Source organism: Angustibacter peucedani, from assembly GCF_054779595.1.
Map to the genome: position 1 here is coordinate 1 of NZ_BAAGXY010000037.1, position 25,405 is coordinate 25,405.

The following is a 25,405-nucleotide window of genomic DNA, read 5'->3' on the forward strand; positions in this document are numbered from 1 at the left end:
CCACGGCCACCGGCACCGCCGCGGCGGCCGTCGCCGCGGGCGGCACGGGCGCGGCGACGTGCGCGCCGCGGTCCTGCTGCTGCTCGCCGAGCAGCCGATGCACGGCTACCAGCTGATCCAGGAGATCGCCGAGCGCAGCGGCGGCGTGTGGAACCCGAGCCCCGGCTCGGTCTACCCGGCGCTGGCGCAGCTCGAGGACGAGGGCCTGGTGGCCTTCGAGCGGGTCGAGGGCCGCAAGACCGCGAGCCTGACCGACACCGGCCGCGAGCACGTCGAGGCGCACCGCGCCGACCTGGGCCAGCCCTGGGACGACGTCAGCGGCGGCGTCAGCCGCGAGTCGCGCGACCTGCGCGACGAGATCGGCGCGCTGATGGGCGCCGCGCACCAGGTCCGCGCCGTCGGGTCCAGGGCCCAGGTGGCCCGCGCCGTCGAGGTCCTGGCCCAGGCCCGCCGCTCGCTGTACCGCGTGCTGGCCGACGACGTCACGGACGCCGCCGGCAGCGAGGTCCAGGACGACGTCCAGGACTGACGGCAGCACCAGACCGTGGCAGCGGCGCATCCCCCGCGATGCGCCGCTGCCACGGTCGTCCCGTCCCTCAGCCCTGCGCCTCCAGCCGGTCGGCGCCGGCGTGGATCACGTCGTGCACGTACTGCGCGAGCCCCGGCGCGACGTCCTCGTAGTGCTGGGTGAAGCGCGGGTCGGCGAGGTACAGGTCGGCCAGCGCGCGGTGCATGGTGGGGGAGCAGTCGTAGAACTGCTCGATCCCGCGGCGGTGCCGCTCGGCGAGCTCGAGGGCGCGCGGGTCGGTCGGCGGCACACCGTCGGCCAGGGCCGCCGCCAGGTCGGCCTCGAGCGCCTCGCCGGACGCCTTGACCTGCACCCAGTCCGCCTTCGTGAACGCCGCGGTGCGGCGCTGGCTCTGCTGCCAGGCCTCGGTGCTGCCCCAGCGCTGCTCGGCCTCGCTCGCGTAGTCCTCGCCGAGCCAGTTCTCGCCGAAGACCTCGAGCTGCTCCTCGGGCGTCAGGTCGATCCCCATCTGGTCCGCCTCCATCATCTTCTCCAGGTGCGCCAGCACGTCCGTGAGGCGCGCGATCCGACGTCGCACCAGCCGGTGCTGCTCGCGCAGGTGGCTCGCGTGGTCGCCGGCCGGGTCGTCGAGCAGCGCGGCCACCTGGTCGAGGGCGAACCCGACCTCGCGGTAGGCCAGCGCGTCGCGCAGCCGGGCCACGTCGGCCGCGTCGTACTGCCGGTACCCGGCGGACGTGCGCCCGCTCGGCCGGACCAGGCCGATCTCGTCGTAGTGGTGCAGCGTGCGCACGCTCACGCCCGCGACCGCCGCCACCTCGCCCACCGACCAGCTCGTCACCGGCGTCTCCTGCTGCGTCATGCGACCACCGTGCCGCCTCACGCCGCGTGAGGGTCAAGCCCTTTCGCCGAGACGGTGGGGATCCGTGCGGTCGAAATCCGGTGGGGGAGCAGGGCTGCGGGCCAGTAGCGTCCGCGCATGACCACCCGCCTGCGACCGCTCGGCCCGGACGACGCCCAGGACGGCGCGCTCGTCGACGGCCTGGCCGCGCTGCTCGCGGCGCGGCACCGCGACCACCGGGTCGGCTCGCCCCTGCTCGACCCCGCGTGGGAGGACCCCGACCGCTGCCGCGCCGGGCTGGTCGAGACGCTCGGCGGCGAGGGCGCGTCCGGAGCGGTGGCCCTGCGCGACGGCGTGCCCGCGGCCTACCTGCTGGGCCAGCACAAGAGCGAGACCACCTGGGGGCCGAACGTCTGGCTGGAGTCCGGCGGCGTCGCGCGCGGCGGGCTCGACGCCGAGGCGGTGCGCGACCTGTGGGCTGCCGCGGCCGAGCCCTGGGTCGAGGCCGGCCGCACCGCGCACTACGCGCTGGTGCCCGCGCACGACGCCGTGCTCGTCGACGCGTTCTTCCGGCTCGGGTTCGGGCTGCAGCACGTGCACGCCGCTCGGGTCCCCGCCCCTGCCTCGCCCCTGCCCGACGGCGTGCGGCTGCGGCGGGCCGAGCGGCGCGACGTCCCGGTGCTGGCGCAGCTCGACCTGGTGCTGCCCGACCACCAGGGCCGGTCGCCGGTGTTCTCGTCCGGGCCGAGGGGGACCCTCGAGGACTCCCTGCAGGAGTGGGACGAGGACTTCGACGACGACCGGTTCACGACCTTCGTCGCCGAGGTCGGGGGCGCCGTCGTCGGCTCGGCCGTGGCCTGCGCCCTGGACGTCTCGAGCTCGCACGCCGGTCCCGCCGCAGCGCCCGACGCCGGGTTCCTGGGGTTCGCGGCGGTGCTGCCCGAGGCCCGCGGACGACGGGCCGGACGCGCGCTGGGCGAGGCCGTCGTCGCGTGGGCGGGGGAGGCCGGGTACCGCTCGGTCGTCACCGACTGGCGGGCCACCAACCTGCTGTCCTCGCGCACCTGGCCCCGGCTGGGCTTCGAGCCGACGTTCCTGCGGCTGCACCGGCTCGTCGGGCACTGACGCAGGCCGCGGTCGGGTCGGGCCCGGCGCGCCGTACGCTGTGCGCCGTGGAGCGTTGGGACGACCTGGCCGGCGTGCCGTCCGAGCTGGGCGGCAGCGTCGTCACGCTCGGCAACTTCGACGGCGTCCACGCCGGGCACCGCGCCGTCCTGCAGCGAGTGGTCGAGCGGGCCCGCGCCGAGCAGCTGACCGCGGTGGCCATCACCTTCGACCCGCACCCGGTGCAGGTGCTGTTCCCCGAGCGCGCGCCCGAGCTGATCACCGGGCTCGAGCAGCGCCTCGCGCTGATGGCGGCCACCGGGCTGGACGCGACGCTCGTGCTGCGGTTCACCACCGAGCTCGCCCAGCAGAGCCCCGAGCAGTTCGTCGAGGGCACGCTGGTCGGCGCCCTGCACGCGCGCCGGGTCGTCGTCGGCGCCGACACCCGCTTCGGCCACCGCAACGCCGGCGACGTGCAGACGCTGCGCGACCTCGGCGAGCGGCACGGGTTCGTCGTCGAGGTGGTCGATGACCTGCTCGACGACAGCGAGGCCGGCGGGGCGAGCGCCCGCTGGTCGTCGTCCGGGGTCCGGTCGGCGCTCGCGGCGGGCGACGTCGAGGCGGCCGCGCACGCGCTGGGCCGCCCGCACCGGGTCACCGGGGTCGTCGTCCACGGCGACCACCGCGGCCGCGAGCTCGGGTACCCCACCGCCAACCTCGAGCCGCACGCGCAGGGCCTGGTGCCGGCCGACGGCGTCTACGCCGGCTGGCTGCTGCGCGACCTGCCGGACGACGACCCCGAGCGGCTGCTGCCGGCCGCGGTGTCGATCGGCACCAACCCGACGTTCGACGGCACGGCGCGGCGGGTCGAGGCGTACGTGCTCGACCGCACCGACCTGGACCTGTACGGCGAGCGCGTCTCGCTCGAGCTGGTGGCCCGGCTGCGCCCGACGCTGAAGTTCGACGACGTCGACGCGCTGGTCGTCCAGATGGCCGACGACGTGGCACGCTGCCGCACGCTGCTGGCCGAGCTGGTCGCCCCGCGCTGAGCACGCGCGTGGTCGGGCCGGCCCCTGCGGGCTGGTAACCTGGACGCGCCGTCAGAACGGCCGCGGAACCAGAGAGCCCGGGTGGACTCGCCCCGGAGCACCGCGCAACGACACGAACCAGGAGAACCGTCAGTGCCCCTCGACGCCACCGTCAAGCAGCAGATCATGACCGAGTACGCGACGCACGAGGGCGACACCGGTTCGCCCGAGGTCCAGGTCGCGATGCTCACCCAGCGCATCAAGGACCTCACCGAGCACCTCAAGGAGCACAAGCACGACCACCACAGCCGTCGTGGTCTGCTCCTGCTGGTCGGCCAGCGCCGCCGGCTGCTCGGCTACCTGCGCGACAAGGACATCGCGCGCTACCGCTCGCTCATCGAGCGGCTCGGCCTGCGCCGCTAGCACCCGCGCCGCGGTCCCCTCGGGGGCCGCGGCGTCCTGCTGCTGGGCCCGGCCCCGCAGCGCGCACGACCCTGCACGACCCTGAACGACCCTGAACGACCACGCACGAACCCCACAACTGAACAGCACCACCGCGAGACGACGGCCGTGCGGAGCGCCGGTCCTCGGTAGTGGCCCCCGGGCGGCGTCGCCGGCCGTGGGCCTCGATCGAAGACCGGGACCACGCGCCGCTCACGCCGTCGGTACGACAGGTCGCCCGTGTCGGGCGGACTGCAGACGATGACTGATGAGATGAACGGAGGGGAACCCCGACATGGAGGGTCCCGACACCCAGTACGCCGAGGCCGTGCTCGACAACGGCAGCCACGGCAAGCGCACCGTCCGGTTCGAGACCGGGCGCCTGGCCAAGCAGGCCGCCGGTTCCGCCGTCGCCTACCTGGACGACGACACGATGCTGCTCTCGGCCACCACGGCCGGCAAGCACCCCAAGGACCACTTCGACTTCTTCCCCCTGACGATCGACGTCGAGGAGAAGATGTACGCCGCGGGCAAGATCCCCGGCTCCTTCTTCCGCCGCGAGGGCCGTCCCAGCACCGACGCGATCCTCACCTGCCGGCTGATCGACCGCCCGCTGCGCCCGACCTTCGTCAAGGGCCTGCGCAACGAGGTCCAGGTCGTCATCACGGTGCTCGCGCTCAACCCCGACCACCAGTACGACGTCCTCGCGATCAACGCCGCGTCGATGTCGACCCAGCTGTCCGGCCTGCCGTTCAGCGGCCCCATCGGCGGCGTGCGCGTCGCGCTGGTCGACGGCCAGTGGGTCGCCTTCCCGCACCACAGCGAGATGGAGCGCGCCGTCTTCGACATGGTCGTCGCCGGCCGCGTGGTCGAGACCAAGGACGGCCAGGACGTCGCGATCATGATGGTCGAGGCCGAGGCCACCGAGAACGCCTGGTCGCTCATCAAGGGCGAGGCCGTCGCGGCACCGACCGAGGAGGTCGTCGCCCAGGGCCTGGACGCCGCCAAGCCGTTCATCGCCGAGCTGTGCCGCGCGCAGGCCGAGCTGGCCGCGCGCGCCACGGGCACCCCGCTGGAGTTCCCGCTCTTCCCCGACTACGCGGACGACGCGTACGCGGCGGTCGAGGGCGCCACCTCCGCCGACCTCGAGCAGGCGCTGCAGATCGGCGGCAAGGCCGAGCGCGAGGACCGCCTCGACGAGATCAAGGCCGCGATGGTCGGCCAGCTCGGCCAGCAGTTCGAGGGCCGCGAGAAGGAGCTGTCCGCCTCCTTCCGCAGCGTGCAGAAGAAGCTGATCCGCCAGCGCATCCTGCGCGACGGGGTCCGCATCGACGGCCGCGGGCTGAGCGACATCCGCCAGCTGTCGGCCGAGGTCGAGGTCGTCCCGCGCGTTCACGGCTCGGCGCTGTTCGAGCGCGGCGAGACCCAGATCCTGGGCATCACCACGCTGAACATGCTGCGCATGGAGCAGCAGCTCGACACGCTCTCGCCCGAGACGCGCAAGCGCTACATGCACAACTACAACTTCCCGCCGTTCAGCACCGGCGAGACCGGCCGCGTGGGCTCGCCCAAGCGCCGCGAGATCGGCCACGGCGCGCTCGCCGAGCGCGCCCTGGTGCCGGTGCTGCCGAGCCGCGAGGAGTTCCCCTACGCGATCCGCCAGGTCTCCGAGGCGCTGAGCTCCAACGGCTCGACGTCCATGGGCTCGGTCTGCGCGTCCACCCTGTCGCTGCTCAACGCCGGCGTGCCGCTCAAGGCGCCGGTGGCCGGCATCGCGATGGGCCTGGTGAGCGACACCGTCGACGGCGAGACCCGCTACGCGGCGCTCACCGACATCCTCGGTGCCGAGGACGCCTTCGGCGACATGGACTTCAAGGTCGCCGGCACCAAGGAGTTCGTCACCGCGATCCAGCTCGACACCAAGCTCGACGGCATCCCCGCCTCGGTGCTCGGCGGCGCGCTGACCCAGGCGCGCGACGCGCGGCTGCACATCCTGGACGTCATGGCCGAGGCCATCGACGCGCCGGACGAGATGTCGCCGTTCGCCCCCCGGGTCATCTCGGTGAAGGTGCCCGTCGACAAGATCGGCGAGGTCATCGGGCCCAAGGGCAAGATGATCAACCAGATCCAGGACGAGACCGGCGCCCAGATCTCGATCGAGGACGACGGCACGGTCTACATCGGCGCCACTGACGGCCCCTCGGCCGACGCGGCCCGGTCGATGATCAACGCCATCGCCAACCCGACCATGCCGGAGGTCGGCGAGCGCTTCCTGGGCACCGTGGTCAAGACCACGACGTTCGGCGCGTTCATCAGCCTGCTGCCCGGCAAGGACGGCCTGCTGCACATCTCCGAGATCCGCAAGCTCGTGGGCGGCAAGCGCATCGACTCCGTCGACGACGTGCTCGCCGTGGGCCAGAAGGTCCAGGTCGAGCTCAAGGAGATCGACCCGCGCGGCAAGCTGAGCCTCGCGGCGGTGCTGGGCGAGGGCGCGGACGGCGGTTCCGAGCAGGACGCCGACGTGACCTCCGTCGAGACCCCGGCCGAGGTCTGAGCCGGATCTTGGCCGACCGCCACGCCGTGCCCCTGCCGCTCGCCGGCGGGGCCACCACCACCCTGGCCGGGGAGGACGGCGACGCCACCGTGCGTCGTACCGTCCTCCCTGGCGGGGTGCGGGTGCTGAGCGAGCACGTCCCGGGCGTGCGCTCGGCGACGCTGGGCTGCTGGGTCGGCGTCGGCAGCCGGGACGAGGCCGAGGGCTTCCACGGCGCCACGCACTTCCTCGAGCACCTGCTTTTCAAGGGCACCCGCCGCCGGTCGGCGCTCGACATCGCGGTGGCCTTCGACGCCGTCGGCGGCGAGGCCAACGCGGTCACCGGCAAGGAGCACACCTGCTACTACGCGCGGGTGCTCGACGACGACCTCGCCCTCGCGGCCGACGTGATCACCGACATGGTCACCTCGGCGACGCTGAAGGCCGAGGACGTCGACGGCGAGCGGGGCGTGATCCTCGAAGAGCTCGCCATGAACGACGACGACCCGGCCGACGTCGTCCACGAGCGGGTCGCCGAGGCGGTGCTGGGCGACCACCCGCTCGGCCGCCCGATCGGCGGCACGCCGCAGACCATCGCGGCCATCGACGCCGCGCACATCAGCGGTCACTACCGCCAGCACTACACCTCCGACACGCTGGTCTTCACGGCCGCGGGGTCGGTCGACCACGACGCGCTCGTGGCCATGCTCGAGGCCGAGCTCGCGCGCTCGGGCATCACCCGCACCGCGGCCACGCCGGCCGCGCGCCGCGTCGGCACGACCGTCACGGCCGGGCACGGCGCCGGCGGGCAGGTCGTGGTGCGCCGCGCCACCGAGCAGGCCAACGTCGTCCTGGCGACGACCGGCCTGACCGCCACCGACGAGCGCCGCTACGCGCTGTCGGTGCTCAACGCGGTGCTGGGCGGCGGCATGAGCAGCCGGCTGTTCCAGGAGGTGCGCGAGAAGCGCGGCCTGGCGTACTCGGTCTACTCCTTCGCCTCCAGCTACGCCGACTCCGGCTACGTCGGCCTGTACGCCGGGTGCACCCCGGCCAAGGCCCACCAGGTCGTGCAGCTGCTCAACGCGGAGCTCGAGCGGGTCGGCGAGCACGGGATCGACGACGAGGAGCTCAGCCGCGGCATCGGCCAGATGCGCGGCGGCCTCGTGCTCGGCATGGAGGACACCGGCTCGCGGATGACCCGGCTGGGCAAGGCCGAGCTGGTGTACGGCGAGTACGCCACCGTCGACGACGTCCTGGCCCGGATCGAGGCCGTCACCACCGACGACGTCAAGGCCGTCGCCGCCGACCTCGCCTCGCGCCCGCGCTCGCTGGCCGTCGTCGGGCCGTTCGACGACGACACCTCGTTCGGGCTCTGAGCCCCGCCCCTAGGCTGGCCGCGTGACCACCGCGCCCCGCACCCGCGTCAGCGTCGTCGGCGCCTCCGGCCGCATGGGCGCCGAGGTCTGCCGGGCGGTCGAGGCCGCCGACGACCTCGAGCTCGCCGGCCGCTTCGACGTGGGCGACGACCTCGGCGACCTCGCCGGGGCGGACGTCGTCGTCGAGTTCTCGGTGCCCTCGGCCTCGCCGGCCAACGTCGCGCACTGCGTCGAGCAGGGCGTGCACGTCGTCGTCGGCACCACCGGGTGGGACGACGAGCGGCTGGCTGCCGTGCGGGCGGGCCTCGAGCAGCACCCGGACGTCGGCGTGCTCGTCGCGCCGAACTTCGCGATCGGCGCGGTGCTGATGATGCGCTTCGCCCAGCAGGCCGCGCGCTTCTACGAGTCGGTCGAGGTGGTCGAGCTGCACCACCCCGACAAGGTCGACGCGCCGAGCGGCACCGCTGCCCGCACCGCCCGCCTGGTCGCCCGGGCGCGCGCCGAGGCCGGCCTCGGCCCGGTGCCCGACGCGACGACGTCCGACCCGGACGGCGCGCGCGGCGCCGACGTCCACGGCGTGCGGGTGCACGCGGTGCGGCTGCGCGGGCTGGTCGCGCACCAGGAGGTGCTGCTGGGCGGCCCGGGGGAGCAGCTCACGTTGCGCCACGACTCGTTCGACCGCGCCTCGTTCATGCCCGGCGTCCTGGCCGGCGTGCGCGCGGTCGGCTCGCGGCCCGGCCTGACCGTCGGGCTCGAGCACGTGCTCGACCTCGGCTGAGCGGGCGATGACCCGCACCAAGGTCGTCGTCGGGGCGCTGCTGGTCGCCTTCGCCTTCTACGCCGTCACCATCGGCTGGCGCGGCGTGCTGCTGGTGCGCGACGGGCGGCCCGCCGCGGTGGCGCTCGGGCTGGCCGTCCTGGCGCTGCCGGTGGTGTCGGCGTGGGCCGTCTGGCGCGAGGTGCGCTTCGGCCTGGCGACCGAGCGGCTGGGCCGGCTGCTGCACGCCGAGGGCGGGCTGCCGGTCGACGACCTGCCCCGTCGTCCGAGCGGTCGGGTCGACCGCGCCGCGGCGGACGCGGCGTTCGGGCCCTACCGCGAGGCGGTCGAGGCCGACCCGGGGGACTGGCGCGGGTGGTACCGCCTGGCGACCGCGTACGACGCGGCCGGCGACCGTCGTCGCGCCAGAGCCGCTGCGCGCCAAGCGATCTCGCGGCAGCCGGACGACGTCGTCCGCTGACGGGACACCCCCGCACCCCCTCGACCGATATGTCCGGCCGGTGAAGGGCCTGTTGCGCAATCGTTACCTGAGGACCGTCTCAGGCCGGTGGACACGTCCGGTGCAAGCGCTTAGATTCCAGCAACAACCCAGGCCGGCACCGGCGCCGGAAGGGAAGCTGATGGGAGGCGGGCTTGATGGCCCCTCGCGTGACTCGGTCTCGAAAGGCCGTCGCCCTGACGGCGGCGGTCGTCGCATCGTTCGCGCTCAGCGCGTGCGGCAGCAGCGACGACGGCGGCAGCGACACGGCTGCCAGCAACGCTGACTGCTCGAAGTACAGCCAGTACGGCGACCTCAAGGGCAAGACGGTGTCCCTGTACACCTCGATCGTCGCTCCTGAGGACCAGCAGCAGATCGACTCCTACAAGCCGTTCGAGCAGTGCACCGGCGCCAAGATCAAGTACGAGGGCTCCAAGGAGTTCGAGGCGCAGCTGCCGGTCCGGGTCAAGGGCGGCAACGCGCCCGACATCGCGATCATCCCGCAGCCCGGCCTGCTCAAGACCCTCGTGGCCACCGGCAAGGTCGTGAAGGCCCCCGACGCCACCGCCAAGAACGTCGACGAGTTCTGGGGCAAGGACTGGAAGGGCTACGGCACCGTCGACGGCACCTTCTACGCCGCGCCGCTGGGCGCGAACGTGAAGTCCTTCGTCTGGTACTCGCCCAAGGCCTTCCAGGAGAAGGGCTACGCCGTCCCGCAGACGCTGGACGAGCTGATGACCCTCACCCAGAAGATCACGGCCGACAACGGCAAGGGCTCGGCCTGGTGCGTAGGCATCGGCTCCGGTGACGCCACCGGCTGGCCGGCCACCGACTGGCTCGAGGACATGCTGCTGCGCACCTCCGGTCCCGAGGTCTACGACCAGTGGGTCAACCACCAGATCCCGTTCAACGACCCGAAGGTCGCCGCGGCGCTGGCCAAGGTGGGCGCCATCCTGAAGAACCCTGACTACGTCAACGGCGGCAACGTCAAGAGCATCGCCAGCACCACGTTCCAGGACGCGGGCCAGGGCGTGCTCGACGGCTCGTGCTGGATGCACCGCCAGGCCTCGTTCTACGCGGCCAACTGGCCCGAGGGCACCAAGGTGGCCGAGGACGGCGACGTGTGGGCGTTCTACTTCCCGGCGGCCGACCCCAACGCCGGCAAGCCGGTCCTGGGTGGTGGCGAGTTCATCGCGGCCTTCGCCGACCGTCCCGAGGTGGCGGCGTTCCAGACCTACCTGAGCTCGGCCGAGTGGGCCAACAACAAGGCCAAGGCCACGCCGAACGGCGGCTGGGTCAGCGCCAACAAGGGCCTGGACGTCAACAACCTGGTCAGCCCGATCGACAAGCTGTCGGCCCAGATCCTGCAGGACCCGAAGGCCCAGTTCCGCTTCGACGGGTCCGACCAGATGCCCGGCGCCGTCGGTGCCGGCACCTTCTGGAAGGGCATGACCGACTGGATCACCGGCAAGTCCGACGCCGACACGCTCAACTACATCGAGCAGTCCTGGCCGAAGAGCTAGCTCTTCCGACCAGAACCCTCCATGCGGTAGGCATGGCGTCCTGACTCGCTCCTGACCGGGGGCACCCCCTCGCGGGGTGCCCCCGGCCAGATCACCAAAGGCGGTGGTCGTTCCGTGACGACGGCAGGCAAGTTCGGCCAGATGATCTTCGCGCTGGCACTGTTCGCGTTCGTGTTCATCGGGATCCTGCTGCTCGCCAGCCTGATCAAGGGCCGGCGGGGCGAGCGCTGGCAGGTGGTGGCCTTCGCCGGCCCCGCGCTGCTGCTGCTGGCGGTGGGACTGCTCTACCCCGCGCTCAACACCATCTACCAGTCGGTGAAGGACGGCGACGGCAAGAAGTTCGTCGGCCTCGACAACTACGTCGACATCTTCACCCGCAGCGAGCAGCTGCTCGTCATCCGCAACACCGCGATCTGGGTGGTCGTGGTGCCGGTGCTCGCCACCTCGATCGGCCTGCTCTACGCGATCCTGGTCGACAAGGCGCGCGGCGAGGCCTTCGCCAAGGCCCTGATCTTCCTGCCGATGGCGATCTCGATGGTCGGCGCCTCGATCATCTGGAAGTTCATCTACGACTACCGCACGGCCAACCGGCCCCAGATCGGTCTGCTGAACGAGATCCTGGTCAAGCTCGGGATCGAGCCGCAGCAGTTCCTGCTCGACCCGCCGTGGAACACCTTGTTCCTCATCGTGGTCATGATCTGGATCCAGGCCGGCTTCGCGATGGTCATCCTGTCCGCGGCCATCAAGGCGATCCCCGACGACATCATCGAGGCCGCGCGCCTCGACGGCGTCCTGGGCTTCAAGATGTTCCGCTTCATCACGCTGCCGAGCATCCGCGGCTCGCTCGTGGTCGTCGTGACGACGATCGGCATCGCGGTGCTGAAGATCTTCGACATCGTGCGCACCATGACCGGCGGTCAGTTCGACACCAGCGTCGTGGCGAACGAGTTCTACAACCAGACCTTCCGGTTCCAGAACCAGGGCCTGGGCGCCGCGCTCGCCGTCGTGCTGTTCGTGCTGGTCATCCCGATCATCATCTACAACGTCAAGCAGCTGCGGAAGTCGGAGGGACGATGAGCACCCTGACGCCGGCCGTCGACACCGAGGCCACCCCGCCGCCGCCCTCCAAGGCGCGCAGCTCCGCCGCCGCCACCGCCCGCAGCGCGCTCACCTCGCGCGCCGCGAGCCTGGTCGCGATCATCATCGCCGTGCTGTGGACCATCCCCACGGCCGGTCTGCTCATCACCTCGTTCCGCAAGCAGCTCGACATCAACCGGTCGGGCTGGTGGACGGTCTTCCAGAACCCGCACTTCACCCTCGACAACTACCGTGCGGTGCTCGGCGACGGCACGGCCAGCCTGACGCAGTCGTTCATCAACAGCATCGTCATCACGGTGCCCGCGGTGCTGCTGCCGATCCTGCTCTCCACGCTGGCGGCGTACGCGTTCGCCTGGATGGAGTTCAAGGGCCGCGACTGGCTGTTCGTCGCCGTCTTCGCGCTGCAGGTCGTGCCGCTGCAGGTGGCGCTGATCCCGCTGCTGTCGCTGTACGTCAACCAGCTGCACTTCAACAACACCTACTGGAGCGTGTGGATCTCGCACACGATCTTCTCGTTGCCGCTCGCCATCTTCCTGATGCACAACTTCATCAAGGAGATCCCCGGCGAGCTCATCGAGGCGGCGCGGGTCGACGGCGCGGGGCACGTCCGGATCTTCTTCCGGATCATGCTGCCGCTGCTGACGCCGGCGCTGGCGTCGTTCGGCATCTTCCAGTTCCTGTGGGTGTGGAACGACCTGCTGGTGTCGCTGGTGTTCCTGGGTGGCACACCCGACGTCGCACCGATCACGGTGGCCCTGGCCTCCCTGACCGGTACGCGCGGCAACGCCTGGTACCTGCTGTCCGCAGGTGCCTTCGTGGCCATGGTGCTGCCGCTCGTGGTGTTCATGGCCCTGCAGCGCTTCTTCGTCCGCGGCCTGCTGGCCGGCGGCCTGAAGGGGTGAGCGGGGGCCCACGCCAGAAGGCACGTCGATGGTGAGCCGGATCGAGGACGTCGCCGAGGCCGCGGGGGTCTCCACCGCCACGGTCTCGCGCGCCCTGCGCGGCCTGCCGAAGGTCAGCGACACCACCCGGGCGAAGGTGCTCAAGGCGGCCGCCGACCTGCAGTACGTCGCCTCGCCGACGGCGTCGAGCCTGGCCTCGGGCAAGACGCACGTGGTCGGGGTCGTCGTCCCGTACGTGACGCGCTGGTACTTCGCGCACCTGATCAGCGGTGCGTCGACGGTGCTGCGCGACCACGGGTACCACGTCCTGCTGTTCGACGTGGGGGACGAGGGCCCCGACCGGGTGCTGCTGCTCGACTCGCGGATGCTGTTCAAGCGGGTCGACGCGGTGCTCATCCTGTCGCTGCGCCTGCACGAGGCCGAGCGCGAGCTGCTGCGCCGGCTCTCGATCCCGGTCGTCACGGTCGGCGTCCCCGACCCGGACTGGCCGTGCGTCCGGATCGACGACGCGGCCACCGTCACGATGGCGACCGAGCACCTCATCTCGTTGGGGCACACCAGGATCGGCTACATCGGCGGCGACACCGTGCCGTCGATGAACTTCCCGACGCCGGCCGACCGCGCGCGCGGCTTCCGCGACACCATGGCCCGCCACGACCTGCCGGTCGACCCGTCGTCCGTGGTGATGGGCGACTGGACGGCGCACAGCGGGCTGGCGGTCGGCCGCGAGCTGCTCGCCCGGCCCGACCGTCCCACCGGGCTCGTCGTGGCCTCGGACGAGCTGGCGCTGGGCGTGCTGGCCGCGGCCCGCGAGCTCGGCGTGCAGGTGCCCGAGCAGCTGTCGGTCGTCGGCATCGACGACCACGAGATGGCCGAGCTGCACGGCCTGACCACGGTGGCGCAGCCGGTCACCGAGCAGGGTCGGATGGCCACCAACCTGCTGCTGCAGGCCGTGGCCGGCCACGACCTCGGCCACGAGGTCTCGACGGTCCCGACCGAGCTGGTGCGGCGGACGTCCACCGCGCCGCCGCCCTCGCTCAGCTGACGACGCGCCCGGCCAGCCGGCTGGCGTCGTGCACGACCTGCTCGAGCGGTCCGCGCGCGGCCCATCGCCGCCAGAGCACCGCCACCAGCAGCGCCACCCCCACGTGCGCCGCCAGCAGCGCCGAGCGCCCGAGGACGTCGCGCTGGGCGTCGGCCGCCACCACGTGCAGCGAGTACAGCGTCAGCGTCATCGACCCGGCGGCGGCCAGCGCTCCCACCACGCCCTGCGGCACCCAGGCCAGCGGCCCGCGCAGCGTCGCCACGGCGCGCACCGCGAGCAGCGCCAGGGCCAGGACGACGAGCGCCGACCCCACCGTGCCCGCCAGGTCGAACGGCGTGCCGGAGTGCGGCGAGGCCACCGCCTGCCACCACCAGGACGTCGTCGGCGTGGTGCCGTACAGCCCGCGCAGCTCGAGCTGCACCAGGCCGAGCGGGCCGGCGACCACCTCGGGCGGCCCGGACGACGCGAGGCCCGCGAAGCCCCGGACGTCGAGCAGCAGCCACGACGCGACCCACGAGCCCACCGCGAGCGCGAGGCCGCCGACCAGCAGCAGCGGCGCGGTCGCCTTCTCGCGCAACGGCATCCGTCCGACCGCGATGCCCACCGCGAGGTACGCCGTCCAGGTCAGCACGGGGTAGTAGCCCGTGACCGCGAGGCGTTCGAGCAGCCCCACCGGGTGGGCGAGGTCGCCGAACGCGAGCTGCTGGCCCGGCCCGGGCGGACGGTGGGCGCGCCACGCCTGGCTGAGCAGCGGCACCACGACGACCCACGCGGCGGCGAGCCGCAGCAACGTCGCCGGCCGCAGGCCGAGCAGCGGCAAGGCGAGCACGAAGAGCAGCCCGTAGTTGGTGAGGATCACCGCGATGGGCGGGTCGAGCTCGACCAGCAGCATGCCGAGCGCCGCGACCAGGACGCCGCGCACGACCGTCCGGGCGACGGTGGCCCGCCAGGGTTGAAGCCGCGGCGTCGCGCCACCGGTGGCGAGCGCCAGCCCGACCCCGGCCAGCACGGCGAACAGCGCGGACGAGCGGCCGGCCGCGAACCAGAACCACGGCCGCACCCGGCCGTCGTCGCCGAGCTCGGGCAGCAGGTGGGTGCCCATCATCCCCACCAGCGCGACAGCCCGGGCGACGTCGACGCCGACGACCCGCCGGCTCACGCGGCCCAGCCCACGGCGCGCAGGCCGGCCGCCACCACGGCCGCGACGAGGATGACCACGAGGAACGGTGCGCGCAGCAGCAGCGCCACCACCGCGGCGGCGAGCCCGGCCGCTCGCGCGTCGAGCACCAGCTCGTGCCGGCCCCCTGCGAACGCCTGCACCGCCACCAGCCCGGCCAGCAGGGCGACCGGCAGCAGGGTGAGCGCCCGCGCGGTCACCGGCCCCTGCAGCAGCCGCTCAGGCACCGAGAAGCCGGCCAGCTTGGTGGCGTAGGCCAGGCCGCACGCGACCAGCACGGCGATCCAGATCGTCATGCCGCCGCCCGCCCCGAGCGCGCGTCGCGGCGGTGGCCGAGCAGGGCGGCCACGACCGCGACCGCTCCCGCGGCCAGCACCGGCAGCCCGGCGGGCAGCACGGGCACGCAGACGACCGCGACCAGCGCCGCGACCGCCGCGACGGCCCGCGGCTCGTGCGAGCGCAGCCGGGGCCACAGCAGGGCGACGAACGCTCCGGCGGCCATCGCGTCCAGCCCCAGGCGCCGCGGGTCGCCGAGCTGGTCGCCGACGAGCGCGCCGACCGCCGTCATGGTGTTCCAGCAGACGTAGACGGCCAGGCCCGTGGCCCAGAACCCCAGCCGGCGGGCCGGCGGCTCGGTCTGGGCGAGCCCGACGGCCGTCGACTCGTCGATCGTCACCTGCGCGCCCACCAGCCGGCGCAGCCCGCCGACGTCCAGCCAGCGGGCCACCTGCATGCCGTACAGCCCGTTGCGCACGCCGAGCAGGGTCGAGGTGGCGACCGCGACCGCGGGAGCGCCACCCGCGCCGATCACCCCGACGAACGCGAACTGCGAGCCGCCGCTGAACAGCAGCAGCGACAGCGCCATCGTCGGCCAGAAGCCGAGACCGGCCGCCGTCGAGATGGCGCCGAAGCTCACGCCGTACAGCCCGGTGGCGACGCCGACCGCGGCCGCCTGGCGCAGCACGGCGGCGCGCCGCTCGGGCCGCAGCAGCTCGTGCTCGGACGTCGTCACGCCGGCCTCACGCAGAGGGCGCCAGGGCCGCGCTCAGCCGTACCTCGCGCACCGTGGTGGTGCCGTCGCCCGAGGCGTCGAGCACCCGGCTGGCGCCGTCGGCCGCGAACCCGGCCCCCGTCAGGAACGCCTGCCGGTCGGGGTCGGCCTCGGGCACCCAGGCCCGCAGCACCCCGAACCCGTTGTCGCGCAACGTGTCTGCGGCGGCGTTGAGCAGCCGCGACCCGTGACCGTGGTGCTGGGCGTCGGGGTCGACGAGCAGCACCAGCAGCTCGGCGTCGCGACCGGGCTCGGCGTCGGTGTCGGCCGCCGGCGACAGCGCGGCGAAGCCGACCACGTCCGGGCCGGCGGTGGCGACGAGCACCCGGTGCTGCACCGACGGCGGGTCGGTGACGGCGGCGCGCCAGGACTCGGCCAGCGACTCGGGGGCCAGGGCTGCGGCGGTGTGGTCGGGGAGCAGCTCGCCGTACGACGTGCGCCAGGCGCGGGCGTGCACCTGGCCGATCGCGTCGGCGTCGGCGGGGCGCGCGGGGCGGACGCCGGCGTCCGGCGTGGGGGAGGTCACCCTGGCATCCTCTCAGGCCCGGACCGGGACGTCGGAGGGCCGACGTAGGGTCGAGGACGTGACCGACGGCCTCCCCGACGCCCCTCCCACCACACGCGCCACCGACAGCCCCACCGACGGCCCCACCGACACCCCGGCCGCCGTCGACGTGTCCGGCCTCGCCGGCCGGCGCTTCGCCGCCGTGCTGTTCGACCTCGACGGCACCCTGGTCGACTCCACCGCGGCCGTCGTGCGCAGCTGGGTCGCGTGGGCGCTCGAGCGCGACATCGACCCAGTGCGGCTGCAGGGCTACCACGGCGTCCCGGCCCGGGCGATCGTCAGCGACTTCGTCGCCGCGCCCGAGGTGGACGCCGCGACGGCGCGCATCACCGAGCTCGAGCTGCTCGACGTCCGGGGCATCACGGTGCTCCCCGGTGCGTCGGAGGCGCTGGCCGGCCTGCCCGAGGGACGGGCCGCGATCGTCACGTCGTGCACGCAGCCGCTGGCCGCCGTCCGCGTCGGCGCGACCCGGCTCGAGCAGCCGGCCGTCGTCGTCACCGCGGACGACGTCGAGCACGGCAAGCCGCACCCCGAGCCCTACCTGCTGGGCGCCGAGCGGCTCGGCGTCGACCCGGCCGACTGCCTCGTCGTCGAGGACGCGCCGAGCGGGCTGGCCGCGGCGCGCGCCGCCGGCATGGCCACCCTGGCCGTCACGACCACGACGCCGCCCGAGCAGCTGGCCGCCGACGTCGTGGTGCCGACGCTCGCCGACGTCCGGCTGGTCGCCGACGCCGACGGCGTGCAGGTGCTCGCCAGCCGGTGACCGCCGTCTCGGCGCGGCGAGCCGCGCTGTCGGTCTACGCGCCGTCCGCCGTGTGGGGCGTCGGGCAGGGCGCGATCGCCCCCGTGGTGGCGCTGTCGGCCCGCGAGCTGGGGGCCTCGGTCGGGGTCGCCGCGCTCGTGGTGGCGCTCGTGGGGCTCGGCGGCCTGGTCGGCGACCTGCCCGCCGGGGCGCTCGCGCACCGCGTCGGCGAGCGCCGGGCGATGCTCTGGTCGACCGCGGTGGCGGCGCTGGCCCTGGTGGGCTGCGTGCTCGCGTCCTCGGTGGCGGTGCTGGGGGTCTCGGTCGCGGCGCTCGGCGCGGCCGGGGCGGTCTGGGGACTGGCCCGGCAGGCCTACCTCACCGAGGCGGTGCCGGTGGCGATGCGGGCCCGTGCGCTGTCGACGCTCGGGGGCACGCACCGCATCGGCTTCTTCGTCGGACCGTTCGTCGGGGCCTGGGCCATCGGGGTCTGGGGCCTGGACGGCGCGTACGGCGTGCACGCCGTCGCCTCGGCGCTGGCCTGCCTGGTGCTGCTGGCGGTGCGCGAGGTCGAGCACCCGGCCGTGGAGGCGTCGGCCGACACGCCGGCCACGGGCTCGACGCTGTGGGGCGTGGTGCGCGCGCACCTGCCGGTGCTGCGCACGCTCGGGCTCTCGGTGGTCGTGCTCACCGCGGTGCGGGCCTCGCGCCAGGTGGTGCTGCCGCTGTGGGCGCAGCACCGCGGGCTGGACGCCACCACCACCAGCGTGGTGTTCGGCGTCTCGGGCGCCGTCGACATGCTGCTCTTCTACCCCGCCGGGCTGGTGATGGACCGGTTCGGCCGCCGCTGGGTGGCCGTTCCCAGCACGGTGCTGCTCGGGCTGGCCCACCTGCTGCTGCCGCTCACCACCGGGGTCACCGGGCTGGTGGCGGTCGCCCTGCTGCTGGGCGTGGCCAACGGCATGGGCAGCGGCATCGTCATGACCCTCGGCGCCGACGCCTCGCCGGACGTCGGGCGGGCGCAGTTCCTGGGGGCCTGGCGGCTGTGCGCGGACGCCGGCACGGCGGGCGGACCGTTCGTCATCTCGGCCGTGACGGCGGTCGCGCCGCTCGGGGTGGCGATCGCGGTGATGGGGGCGGTGGGCGTGCTCGGAGCCATGGCCCTGCACCGCTACACCGGCGCGGTCGACCCGACCCGGACGTGGTCGCAGAACCGGTAGCGCAGACCGTTCGCCGCCTCGAGCCAGCCCTGCGCCGGCTCGCACGTCGTCGTCCAACCGTCGCCGATCGCGGGCGCGTGCGCGTCGCCCTCGACCGCGAGGTCGAGCTCGGTGACGACCGCCCGGTCGGCCCGGGGGAGCGCAGCGGCGTAGACCTGCGCGCCGCCGATCACCCAGACCGGCTCGTCGGCCGCGAGCAGCTCGTCCAGCGCGGCGTCGAGGTCGGCGCGCACCTCGGCGCCGGGCGCCGCCCAGGCCGGGTCGCGGGTCAGCACGACGTTGCGGCGTCCGGGCAGGGGCCTGAAGCGCTCGGGCAGCGAGTCCCACGTGCGGCGGCCCATCAGCACGGCCGCGCCGCGGGTGAGCGCGCGGAAGTGCGCGAGGTCCTCGGGCAGGTGCCAGGGCAGCGTGCCGCCCCGACCGATGACGCCGTCGTGCGCCTGGGCCCAGACCAGGCCGAGGCTCACACGGCCACCGGCGCCTTGATCGGCGGGTGGTGCTGGTAGCCGACGACCTCGAGGTCCTCGTACTCGTACTCGAACAGCGACGGCGCCTGCCGCAGCCGGATCGTCGGGAACGCGAACGGCTCGCGCGAGAGCTGCTCGCTCACCTGCTCGACGTGGTTGTCGTAGACGTGGCAGTCGCCGCCGGTCCAGACGAAGTCGCCGACGCCGAGACCCACCTGCTGCGCGACCAGGTGGGTGAGCAGCGCGTAGCTGGCGATGTTGAACGGCACGCCGAGGAACAGGTCGGCGCTGCGCTGGTAGAGCTGGCACGAGAGCTTGCCGTCGGCCACGTAGAACTGGAAGAGCGCGTGGCAGGGCGCGAGCGCCATCTGCGGGATCTCGCCGACGTTCCACGCCGAGACGACCATGCGGCGCGAGTCGGGGTCGCGGCGCAGCGTCTCGAGCAGCTCGCTGATCTGGTCGACGTGCCGCCCGTCGGGCGTGGGCCAGGCGCGCCACTGCACGCCGTAGACCGGGCCGAGGTCGCCCTCGGCGTCGGCCCACTCGTCCCAGATGGTGACGCCGCGCTCCTGCAGCCAGCGCACGTTGCCGTCGCCGCGCAAGAACCACAGCAGCTCGAGGGCCACGGACTTCACGTGCACGCGCTTGGTCGTGACCAGCGGGAAGCCCTGCTCGAGCGGGTAGCGCAGCTGGGCGCCGAAGACCGAGCGGGTGCCGGTGCCGGTGCGGTCGGACTTGGCCGTGCCCTCGGCCATGACGCGCCGCAGCAGGTCCTCGTACTGGGTGTCGGGCTGGCTCACGGGCCGAGCCTAACCGGGCCCGCCGACGTCCGAGCCCTGCCGCTCCGCGCCGCTCGGCAAACTTTCTCGGCCGACCTGTAACGCCCGGGCGTCGGGCCGCGATAAGCCGCACGGATCGCGTCGTTGCCCGGACCCCCGAGCGGGCAACGACGCGTTCCTCGTTTTGCGGGACGGGTTTTGCCGGGCGGTAGGTTGGCACCATGCCCAGCTCACCCGCGGCCGACCTCTCGCCCGCACCCCTCGGCCGCGTCCTGACCGCCATGGTCACGCCGTTCACGGACGACGGGGCGCTCGACCTCGACGCCGCCCAGGCCCTCGCGACCCACCTGGTCGACCACGGCAACGACGGCCTCGTGGTCAGCGGCACCACCGGCGAGTCGCCGACCACGAGCGACGACGAGAAGGTCGCGCTCGTGCGCGCCGTCGTCGAGGCCGTGGGCTCGCGGGCCACCGTCGTGGCCGGCGTGGGCACCAACGACACCGCGCACACCGTCGCGGGCGCGCGGGCCGCCGCCGAGGCGGGGGCCGACGGCCTGCTGGTCGTGTCGCCGTACTACAACAAGCCGCCGCAGGCGGGCCTGCTCGCGCACTTCACGACCGTGGCCGACGCCACCGAGCTGCCGGTCATGCTCTACGACATCCCGGGCCGCACCGGCGTGGCGATCGAGACCGACACGCTGGTGCGCCTGGGCGAGCACGAGCGCGTGGTCGCGGTGAAGGACGCCAAGGGCGACCTGTACGCCGGCGCCTGGGTCATGGCGCGCTCCGACCTCGCCTTCTACAGCGGCGACGACGCGATGAACCTCGCCTGGCTCTCGCACGGCGCCGTGGGCCTGGTCAGCGTCGTGTCGCACGTGGCGGGCCAGCAGTACCGCACCATGGTCGAGGCCGTGCTCGAGGGCGACCTCACCACGGCCCAGCGGGTCTACCGCGAGCTGCTGCCCGCCGTCCGCGGGATCATGACCCGCACCCAGGGCGCCATCACGAGCAAGGCCGCCCTGCAGCTGCAGGGCGTGCTGAGCTCGCGCGCCGTGCGCCTGCCGCTGGTGGAGGCCGACGCCGACCTGGTGTCCCTGCTCAAGACCGACCTGTCCGAGTCCGCCCTCCTGGAGGCCCGCGCGTGAGCCACCCCCATCCCGAGCTGTCGGCCCCGCCGCCGCTCGCACCCGGCGCCCTGCGCGTCGTCCCCCTCGGCGGTCTGGGGGAGGTCGGCCGCAACATGGCCGTGCTCGAGCACGAGGGCAAGCTGCTCGTCATCGACTGCGGCGTGCTGTTCCCCGAGGACCACCAGCCCGGCGTCGACCTGATCCTGCCGGACTTCGACCACATCGCCGACCGGCTGGACGACGTCGTGGCCGTCGTCCTGACCCACGGCCACGAGGACCACATCGGTGCGGTGCCCTACCTGCTGCGCCTGCGCCCGGACATCCCGCTGGTCGGCTCGCAGCTGACCCTGGCGCTGGTCGAGGCCAAGCTCAAGGAGCACCGGATCACCCCGCTCACGCTCGGCGTGCGCGAGGGCCAGGTCGAGCAGCTCGGGCCGTTCGAGTGCGAGTTCGTGGCGGTCAACCACTCGATCCCGGACGCCCTGGCCGTCGCGGTCACCACCGCGGCCGGCACGGTGCTGCACACCGGCGACTTCAAGATGGACCAGCTGCCGCTCGACGGCCGCATCACCGACCTGCGCGCCTTCGCCCGGCTGGGCGAGAAGGGCGTCGACCTGTTCATGGTCGACTCCACCAACGCCGAGGTGCCCGGGTTCACGACCTCCGAGCGCGAGATCGCGCCCGTGCTCGACCGCGTCTTCGGCGCCGCCGAGAAGCGGATCATCGTCGCCTCGTTCGCCTCCCACGTGCACCGCGTGCAGCAGGTGCTCAACGCCGCGCACGCCCACGGACGTCGGGTGGCGCTGGTCGGGCGCTCCATGGTGCGCAACATGGGGGTGGCCCGCGACCTCGGCTACCTCGACGTGCCCGACGGCGTGCTCGTCGACGTCAAGGCCGTCGACGACCTGCCCGACCACCAGGTCGTGCTGATGAGCACCGGGTCGCAGGGCGAGCCGATGGCGGCGTTGTCGCGCATGGCCGGCAACGACCACCGGGTGCGGATCACCGAGGGCGACACCGTCGTCCTGGCGTCCTCGCTCATCCCGGGCAACGAGAACGCGGTCTTCCGCGTCATCAACGGCCTGACCCGGCTCGGCGCCCGCGTCGTGCACCAGGGCAACGCGCGCGTGCACGTCTCCGGCCACGCCAGCGCCGGCGAGCTCATGTACTGCTACAACATCCTGCGCCCGCGCAACGTCATGCCGGTGCACGGCGAGACGCGCCACCTCGTGGCCAACCGCGACATCGCGATCGCCACCGGCGTGCCGGCCGACCGCGTCGTGCTGGCCGAGGACGGCGTGGTCGTCGACCTGCAGGACGGCGTCGCGCGGGTCGTGGGCGCCGTGCCGTGCGGGTACGTCTACGTCGACGGCTCGAGCGTCGGCGAGATCACCGACGCCGACCTCAAGGACCGCCGGATCCTGGGCGAGGAGGGCTTCATCTCGATCGTCGTGGTCGTGGACTCGGCCTCGGGCAAGGTGGTCGCCGGCCCCGAGATCCACGCGCGCGGCTTCGCCGAGGGCGACGACGTCTTCGACGGGATCCTGCCGCAGGTCGAGAAGGCGCTCGCGGACGCCGTCGACCAGGGGACGACCGACAGCTACCAGCTGCAGCAGGTGGTGCGCCGGGTCGTCGGCCGGTGGGTCGGCGGCAAGCTGCGCCGTCGTCCGATGATCATCCCGGTGGTCGTCTCGGCCTGACCGGGTGACGCGACCACAGCCGGGTTCAACCCGCGCGGTCGACGTGCCGACACCTCCTGTGCACCGCTGCGTCACCCGGCGGTGGACGAGGAGGTCACCATGGCGCCCTGGAGCGCGTTGCGCGCCCGGTCGCGCCGCCGTGCCCGCGCCACGGGGCTGGCCACGGTGGTCGACAGCAGCTTCCGCGTCGTCATCGCCGGCTCGGCGGCCGTCGTCCTCGCGGTCGGGCTGCTGCTGGGGTGGCTGACCGTCGCGTCGGGCCCCAAGATCGACCGCTACGAGCACGCGCTCGCCGCCGTGCAGGCGGGGCACACGGCGATGCTCGACCAGGAGTCGAGCCTGCGCGGCTTCGTCTCCACCGACGACCTGTCGTTCGTGCAGAGCTACGCCCAGGCGCGCGGTGACATGGAGCGCGCCAACCAGGCGCTGCTGGGATCCGGCGCCGACAGCCGCTCGACCGGCGCGCTGGTCGACCTGCGCCTGGCGCAGCAGCGCTGGGTCAGCGAGTGGGCGGTGCTCGCGGCCGGCGGCCGGGCGCCCGGCCTGGTCGGCAGCGACGAGCGCACCTCGTTCCTGCTGCTCGACAAGGTGCTGTTCGACCAGTACGGCGACGCCCGCGACGAGGCGGGCGCCGTGCTCACCCACGGGCTCGAGAGCGCCCGCCACCAGCAGCAGGTGGCCTTCCTGCTCGTCACGGGTGCGGCGATGGCCACCGGTGCAGCGGTCGCGGTCGTCGCGACCCGGCGCCGGCGCCGGCTGCGCCGCGACGTCCTCGAGCCGGTGCGCGCGGTGCTCGTCGGCATGGAGGCGGCCGCCGAGGGCCGGTACGACGAGCGGGTGCACGCCGAGGGCGCGCGCGAGCTGGTCGACGTCGTCGACGGCCTGAACCGGATGACCGACAAGCTGGCCGCCGGGCGCGAGCGCGCCGAGCAGCGCGAGCAGCACATCTCGGCGCAGTCCGAGAAGCTGCGCAGCATCCTGGCGATGGTGCGCGAGATCGGCGGCAGCCTGAACCTGGACTACGTTGTGGACTCGGTCGTGGGCGGGGTGGGCCGGATCGTCGGCGCCGAGCGCGTGACCATCTGGCTGACCAGCCCGGACGGCGGTTCGCTCGTCGAGGCGCTCGGCGCCCGGGCGACGCCCGCACCGGCCCGGCCGCCGGTCGAGCTCGGCCAGGGACCCGTCGGCCGCGCCGCGAAGTACTCGCGGGTCGTCGCCGAGACGCCGGGCGACGCCGGGCAGCGGCTGTGCGTGCCGCTCGTCGTCGGCTCGCGCGTCGTCGGGGTGCTCGACCTCGGCATGGACGACGCCACGCCCCTCACCGACGCCGCCGTCGAGGTGCTCGAGACGCTGGCCGTGCACTCGGCCACCGCGATCGAGGCCGCGCGGCTGCACGAGGACGCCGCGCACGCCAGCGAGCACGACGCCCTGACCCAGCTGCCCAACCGTCGACGCCTGGACGCCGACCTGGCCCTGGAGTGCGAGCGCAGCGCCCGCTACCAGCGGCCGCTGGCCTTCGTGATGCTCGACCTCGACCACTTCAAGCGGGTCAACGACGAGTTCGGCCACGGGCGCGGCGACGAGGTGCTGCAGGGCGTCGCGGACGTCATCCGGGCCACGCTGCGGGCCTCGGACACCGCCTACCGCTACGGCGGCGAGGAGCTGGCCATCATCTTGCGCGAGAGCGACGCCGGCGCGGCGCTGCTCGTCGCCGACCGGCTGCGCGAGCGGATCGAGACCGTCTTCGACGTCCCGGGGGAGCCGTGCGTGACGGCGTCCTTCGGCGTCGCCGGCCTGGGGCCGGGCACCGCGCTGCCGTCGGCGCTGGTCGCGGCGGCCGACGCGGCGCTCTACCGGGCCAAGCACGAGGGCCGCAACCGGGTCTGCGCCGCCGCCGAGCCCGACGCCGCCTAGCTCCTTCCCTCGCCGGAGCCGGTTTCCCTCACCCGTGCCGCTCGGCGCAGGCTCTCGGCGGCATCGGTGGGGGAAACCGGCATCGGTGAGGGAAAGCCGGCGGGTGGGGGTGGGCGGCCAGGGCGTGTGGTGCGTGTGGCGCACGGGAAAACTGGGGCAGGCGGGGTACCGTCTGATCATGGCGACCCGTACGTCTTCCCCCGTACGCCGGTCGAGCAGCACCAGGTCGAGCGGATCGCGCTCCACCGGCGGCGGCTCGCGCGGCAGCACGCGTCCGGCCGGCCGCAAGCCCGCGGCGAAGCAGTCCGGCCTGTCGCTGCCCCTGCGCGCGCTGCGCGGTCTGTGGATGGGCACCGCCCACCTGGCCGGCGGCACCGCGCGCCGGATCGGCTCCAGCGCGCGCGACCTCGACCCGGCGCACCGCCGCGACGGCATCGGCTTCACGCTGATCGCGCTCGCCGTGGTGGTCGCCGCCCGCGAGTGGTGGGCCCTGGACGGACCGGCCGGTGACGTCGTCCACGCCGTGGCCGCCGGCACCTTCGGCCGTGTCGCGCTGGTGCTCCCCGTCGTCCTGCTGGCGCTCGGCGTCCGGATGCTGCGCCACCCCGAGGCCACGCACACCAACAGCCGGGTCTCGATCGGCCTGACCACGCTCGCCGTCGCCACCTGCGGCCTGGTGCACGTCTCGCGCGGCGTGCCGGACGTCAGCGACGGGTGGTCGCGGCTGCGCGACGCCGGCGGCATGGTCGGCTTCCTGGCCGCCAGCCCGCTCGACGCCGCGATCACCGCCTGGGGCGCCGGCCTGCTGCTCGGCCTGCTCGGCGTCTTCGGCCTGCTCGTGATCACGGCGACGCCCGTGCACGCCGTCCCGCGCCGGTTGCGCGAGCTGGTCGACCGGCTCACCGGCCACCACGGCGCGGACGACCACCAGCCCGCCGCCGCCGACGACCAGCCGAGCCCGCTGCGGCGCGGTCGCGGGGCCCGCCGCCG

25 protein-coding genes are annotated in these 25,405 nt (G+C 73.9%); 18 read left to right on the forward strand and 7 right to left on the reverse strand.

Going from position 1 to position 25,405, the window contains the following annotated elements; translation table 11 throughout:
- Positions 1 to 529, forward strand: a 529-nt coding sequence (locus ACYVJ4_RS08310; protein WP_460459651.1) for a PadR family transcriptional regulator, incomplete at its 5' end; no start/stop codon positions are given.
- Positions 530 to 596: 67 nt separating this feature from the next.
- Here the strand turns inward: ACYVJ4_RS08310 and ACYVJ4_RS08315 are convergent.
- Positions 597 to 1,388, reverse strand: a complete 792-nt coding sequence (locus ACYVJ4_RS08315; RefSeq protein ID WP_460459652.1) for a MerR family transcriptional regulator — start codon at positions 1,386 to 1,388, stop codon at positions 597 to 599.
- 117 nt (positions 1,389 to 1,505) lie between these two features.
- On the opposite strand from ACYVJ4_RS08315, the gene ACYVJ4_RS08320 reads away from it, so the two are divergent.
- The 11 genes from ACYVJ4_RS08320 to ACYVJ4_RS08370 all read left to right on the forward strand — a co-directional run bounded on the left by ACYVJ4_RS08320 (position 1,506) and on the right by ACYVJ4_RS08370 (position 13,673).
- Positions 1,506 to 2,492, forward strand: coding sequence for a GNAT family N-acetyltransferase (locus tag ACYVJ4_RS08320; RefSeq protein WP_460459653.1), 987 nt, complete (start codon positions 1,506 to 1,508; stop codon positions 2,490 to 2,492).
- A gap of 47 nt (positions 2,493 to 2,539) precedes the next feature.
- Positions 2,540 to 3,520 (forward strand): bifunctional riboflavin kinase/FAD synthetase, encoded by a 981-nt coding sequence (locus ACYVJ4_RS08325; RefSeq protein WP_460459654.1) that lies wholly within the window; start codon positions 2,540 to 2,542, stop codon positions 3,518 to 3,520.
- Positions 3,521 to 3,652: 132 nt separating this feature from the next.
- Entirely contained in the window at positions 3,653 to 3,922 is a 270-nt protein-coding gene (gene rpsO, locus ACYVJ4_RS08330; RefSeq protein ID WP_460459655.1) for a 30S ribosomal protein S15, read from the forward strand.
- A gap of 313 nt (positions 3,923 to 4,235) precedes the next feature.
- Positions 4,236 to 6,494, forward strand: a complete 2,259-nt coding sequence (locus tag ACYVJ4_RS08335) for a polyribonucleotide nucleotidyltransferase (RefSeq protein ID WP_460459656.1) — start codon at positions 4,236 to 4,238, stop codon at positions 6,492 to 6,494.
- 26 nt (positions 6,495 to 6,520) lie between these two features.
- The gene (locus ACYVJ4_RS08340) at positions 6,521 to 7,849 is read left to right on the forward strand and encodes a M16 family metallopeptidase (RefSeq protein WP_460459657.1); all 1,329 of its coding nucleotides are present in this window, start codon (positions 6,521 to 6,523) and stop codon (positions 7,847 to 7,849) included.
- A 22-nt stretch (positions 7,850 to 7,871) separates the two neighbouring features.
- Entirely contained in the window at positions 7,872 to 8,627 is a 756-nt protein-coding gene (dapB, locus tag ACYVJ4_RS08345) for a 4-hydroxy-tetrahydrodipicolinate reductase (protein ID WP_460459658.1), read from the forward strand.
- A gap of 7 nt (positions 8,628 to 8,634) precedes the next feature.
- Positions 8,635 to 9,087 (forward strand): hypothetical protein, encoded by a 453-nt coding sequence (locus ACYVJ4_RS08350; RefSeq protein ID WP_460459659.1) that lies wholly within the window; start codon positions 8,635 to 8,637, stop codon positions 9,085 to 9,087.
- A 176-nt stretch (positions 9,088 to 9,263) separates the two neighbouring features.
- Complete coding sequence (locus tag ACYVJ4_RS08355; protein WP_460459660.1) at positions 9,264 to 10,628, forward strand: ABC transporter substrate-binding protein; 1,365 nt, start codon at positions 9,264 to 9,266, stop codon at positions 10,626 to 10,628.
- A gap of 114 nt (positions 10,629 to 10,742) precedes the next feature.
- On the forward strand, positions 10,743 to 11,705 hold the full coding sequence (locus ACYVJ4_RS08360; RefSeq protein WP_460459661.1) for a carbohydrate ABC transporter permease: 963 nt from the start codon (positions 10,743 to 10,745) through the stop codon (positions 11,703 to 11,705).
- Complete coding sequence (locus ACYVJ4_RS08365) at positions 11,702 to 12,628, forward strand: carbohydrate ABC transporter permease (RefSeq protein WP_460459662.1); 927 nt, start codon at positions 11,702 to 11,704, stop codon at positions 12,626 to 12,628. Before ACYVJ4_RS08360 ends, ACYVJ4_RS08365 begins: the two co-directional genes overlap by 4 nt.
- A gap of 31 nt (positions 12,629 to 12,659) precedes the next feature.
- Positions 12,660 to 13,673, forward strand: a complete 1,014-nt coding sequence (locus ACYVJ4_RS08370; protein ID WP_460459663.1) for a LacI family DNA-binding transcriptional regulator — start codon at positions 12,660 to 12,662, stop codon at positions 13,671 to 13,673.
- Here ACYVJ4_RS08370 and ACYVJ4_RS08375 read toward each other — a convergent pair.
- Genes ACYVJ4_RS08375 through ACYVJ4_RS08390 form a run of 4 tightly spaced genes read right to left on the reverse strand, consistent with a single transcriptional unit; the run spans position 13,666 to position 16,427 of the window.
- On the reverse strand, positions 13,666 to 14,832 hold the full coding sequence (locus ACYVJ4_RS08375; RefSeq protein WP_460459664.1) for a heparan-alpha-glucosaminide N-acetyltransferase domain-containing protein: 1,167 nt from the start codon (positions 14,830 to 14,832) through the stop codon (positions 13,666 to 13,668). The genes ACYVJ4_RS08370 and ACYVJ4_RS08375 overlap by 8 nt on opposite strands.
- Positions 14,829 to 15,146: an AzlD domain-containing protein gene (locus ACYVJ4_RS08380; protein ID WP_460459665.1), complete on the reverse strand. Its 318-nt coding sequence runs from the start codon at positions 15,144 to 15,146 to the stop codon at positions 14,829 to 14,831. Before ACYVJ4_RS08380 ends, ACYVJ4_RS08375 begins: the two co-directional genes overlap by 4 nt.
- Positions 15,143 to 15,862, reverse strand: coding sequence for an AzlC family ABC transporter permease (locus ACYVJ4_RS08385; protein ID WP_460459666.1), 720 nt, complete (start codon positions 15,860 to 15,862; stop codon positions 15,143 to 15,145). The genes ACYVJ4_RS08380 and ACYVJ4_RS08385 overlap by 4 nt, the downstream gene beginning before the upstream one ends.
- A gap of 7 nt (positions 15,863 to 15,869) precedes the next feature.
- Positions 15,870 to 16,427: a GNAT family N-acetyltransferase gene (locus ACYVJ4_RS08390; protein ID WP_460459667.1), complete on the reverse strand. Its 558-nt coding sequence runs from the start codon at positions 16,425 to 16,427 to the stop codon at positions 15,870 to 15,872.
- Positions 16,428 to 16,485: 58 nt separating this feature from the next.
- Here ACYVJ4_RS08390 and ACYVJ4_RS08395 point away from each other — a divergent pair, with 58 nt between their 5' ends.
- Both ACYVJ4_RS08395 and ACYVJ4_RS08400 read left to right on the forward strand, forming a co-directional pair.
- Positions 16,486 to 17,229: an HAD-IA family hydrolase gene (locus ACYVJ4_RS08395; protein WP_460459668.1), complete on the forward strand. Its 744-nt coding sequence runs from the start codon at positions 16,486 to 16,488 to the stop codon at positions 17,227 to 17,229.
- The gene (locus ACYVJ4_RS08400; RefSeq protein WP_460459669.1) at positions 17,226 to 18,428 is read left to right on the forward strand and encodes an MFS transporter; all 1,203 of its coding nucleotides are present in this window, start codon (positions 17,226 to 17,228) and stop codon (positions 18,426 to 18,428) included. The genes ACYVJ4_RS08395 and ACYVJ4_RS08400 overlap by 4 nt, the downstream gene beginning before the upstream one ends.
- On the opposite strand, the gene ACYVJ4_RS08405 is transcribed toward ACYVJ4_RS08400, so the two are convergent.
- Entirely contained in the window at positions 18,380 to 18,895 is a 516-nt protein-coding gene (locus ACYVJ4_RS08405; protein WP_460459670.1) for a dihydrofolate reductase, read from the reverse strand. The genes ACYVJ4_RS08400 and ACYVJ4_RS08405 overlap by 49 nt on opposite strands.
- Positions 18,892 to 19,650, reverse strand: a complete 759-nt coding sequence (locus tag ACYVJ4_RS08410; RefSeq protein ID WP_460459675.1) for a thymidylate synthase — start codon at positions 19,648 to 19,650, stop codon at positions 18,892 to 18,894. Before ACYVJ4_RS08410 ends, ACYVJ4_RS08405 begins: the two co-directional genes overlap by 4 nt.
- Positions 19,651 to 19,895: 245 nt before the next feature.
- On the opposite strand from ACYVJ4_RS08410, the gene dapA reads away from it, so the two are divergent.
- The 4 genes from dapA to ACYVJ4_RS08430 form a co-directional block, all read left to right on the forward strand.
- The gene (gene dapA, locus ACYVJ4_RS08415; RefSeq protein WP_460459671.1) at positions 19,896 to 20,819 is read left to right on the forward strand and encodes a 4-hydroxy-tetrahydrodipicolinate synthase; all 924 of its coding nucleotides are present in this window, start codon (positions 19,896 to 19,898) and stop codon (positions 20,817 to 20,819) included.
- The gene (locus tag ACYVJ4_RS08420; protein WP_460459672.1) at positions 20,816 to 22,501 is read left to right on the forward strand and encodes a ribonuclease J; all 1,686 of its coding nucleotides are present in this window, start codon (positions 20,816 to 20,818) and stop codon (positions 22,499 to 22,501) included. Before dapA ends, ACYVJ4_RS08420 begins: the two co-directional genes overlap by 4 nt.
- A 99-nt stretch (positions 22,502 to 22,600) precedes the next feature.
- Positions 22,601 to 24,415, forward strand: a complete 1,815-nt coding sequence (locus ACYVJ4_RS08425) for a diguanylate cyclase (protein ID WP_460459673.1) — start codon at positions 22,601 to 22,603, stop codon at positions 24,413 to 24,415.
- 178 nt (positions 24,416 to 24,593) lie between these two features.
- Positions 24,594 to 25,405, forward strand: an 812-nt coding sequence (locus ACYVJ4_RS08430) for a DNA translocase FtsK 4TM domain-containing protein (RefSeq protein ID WP_460459674.1), incomplete at its 3' end; no start/stop codon positions are given.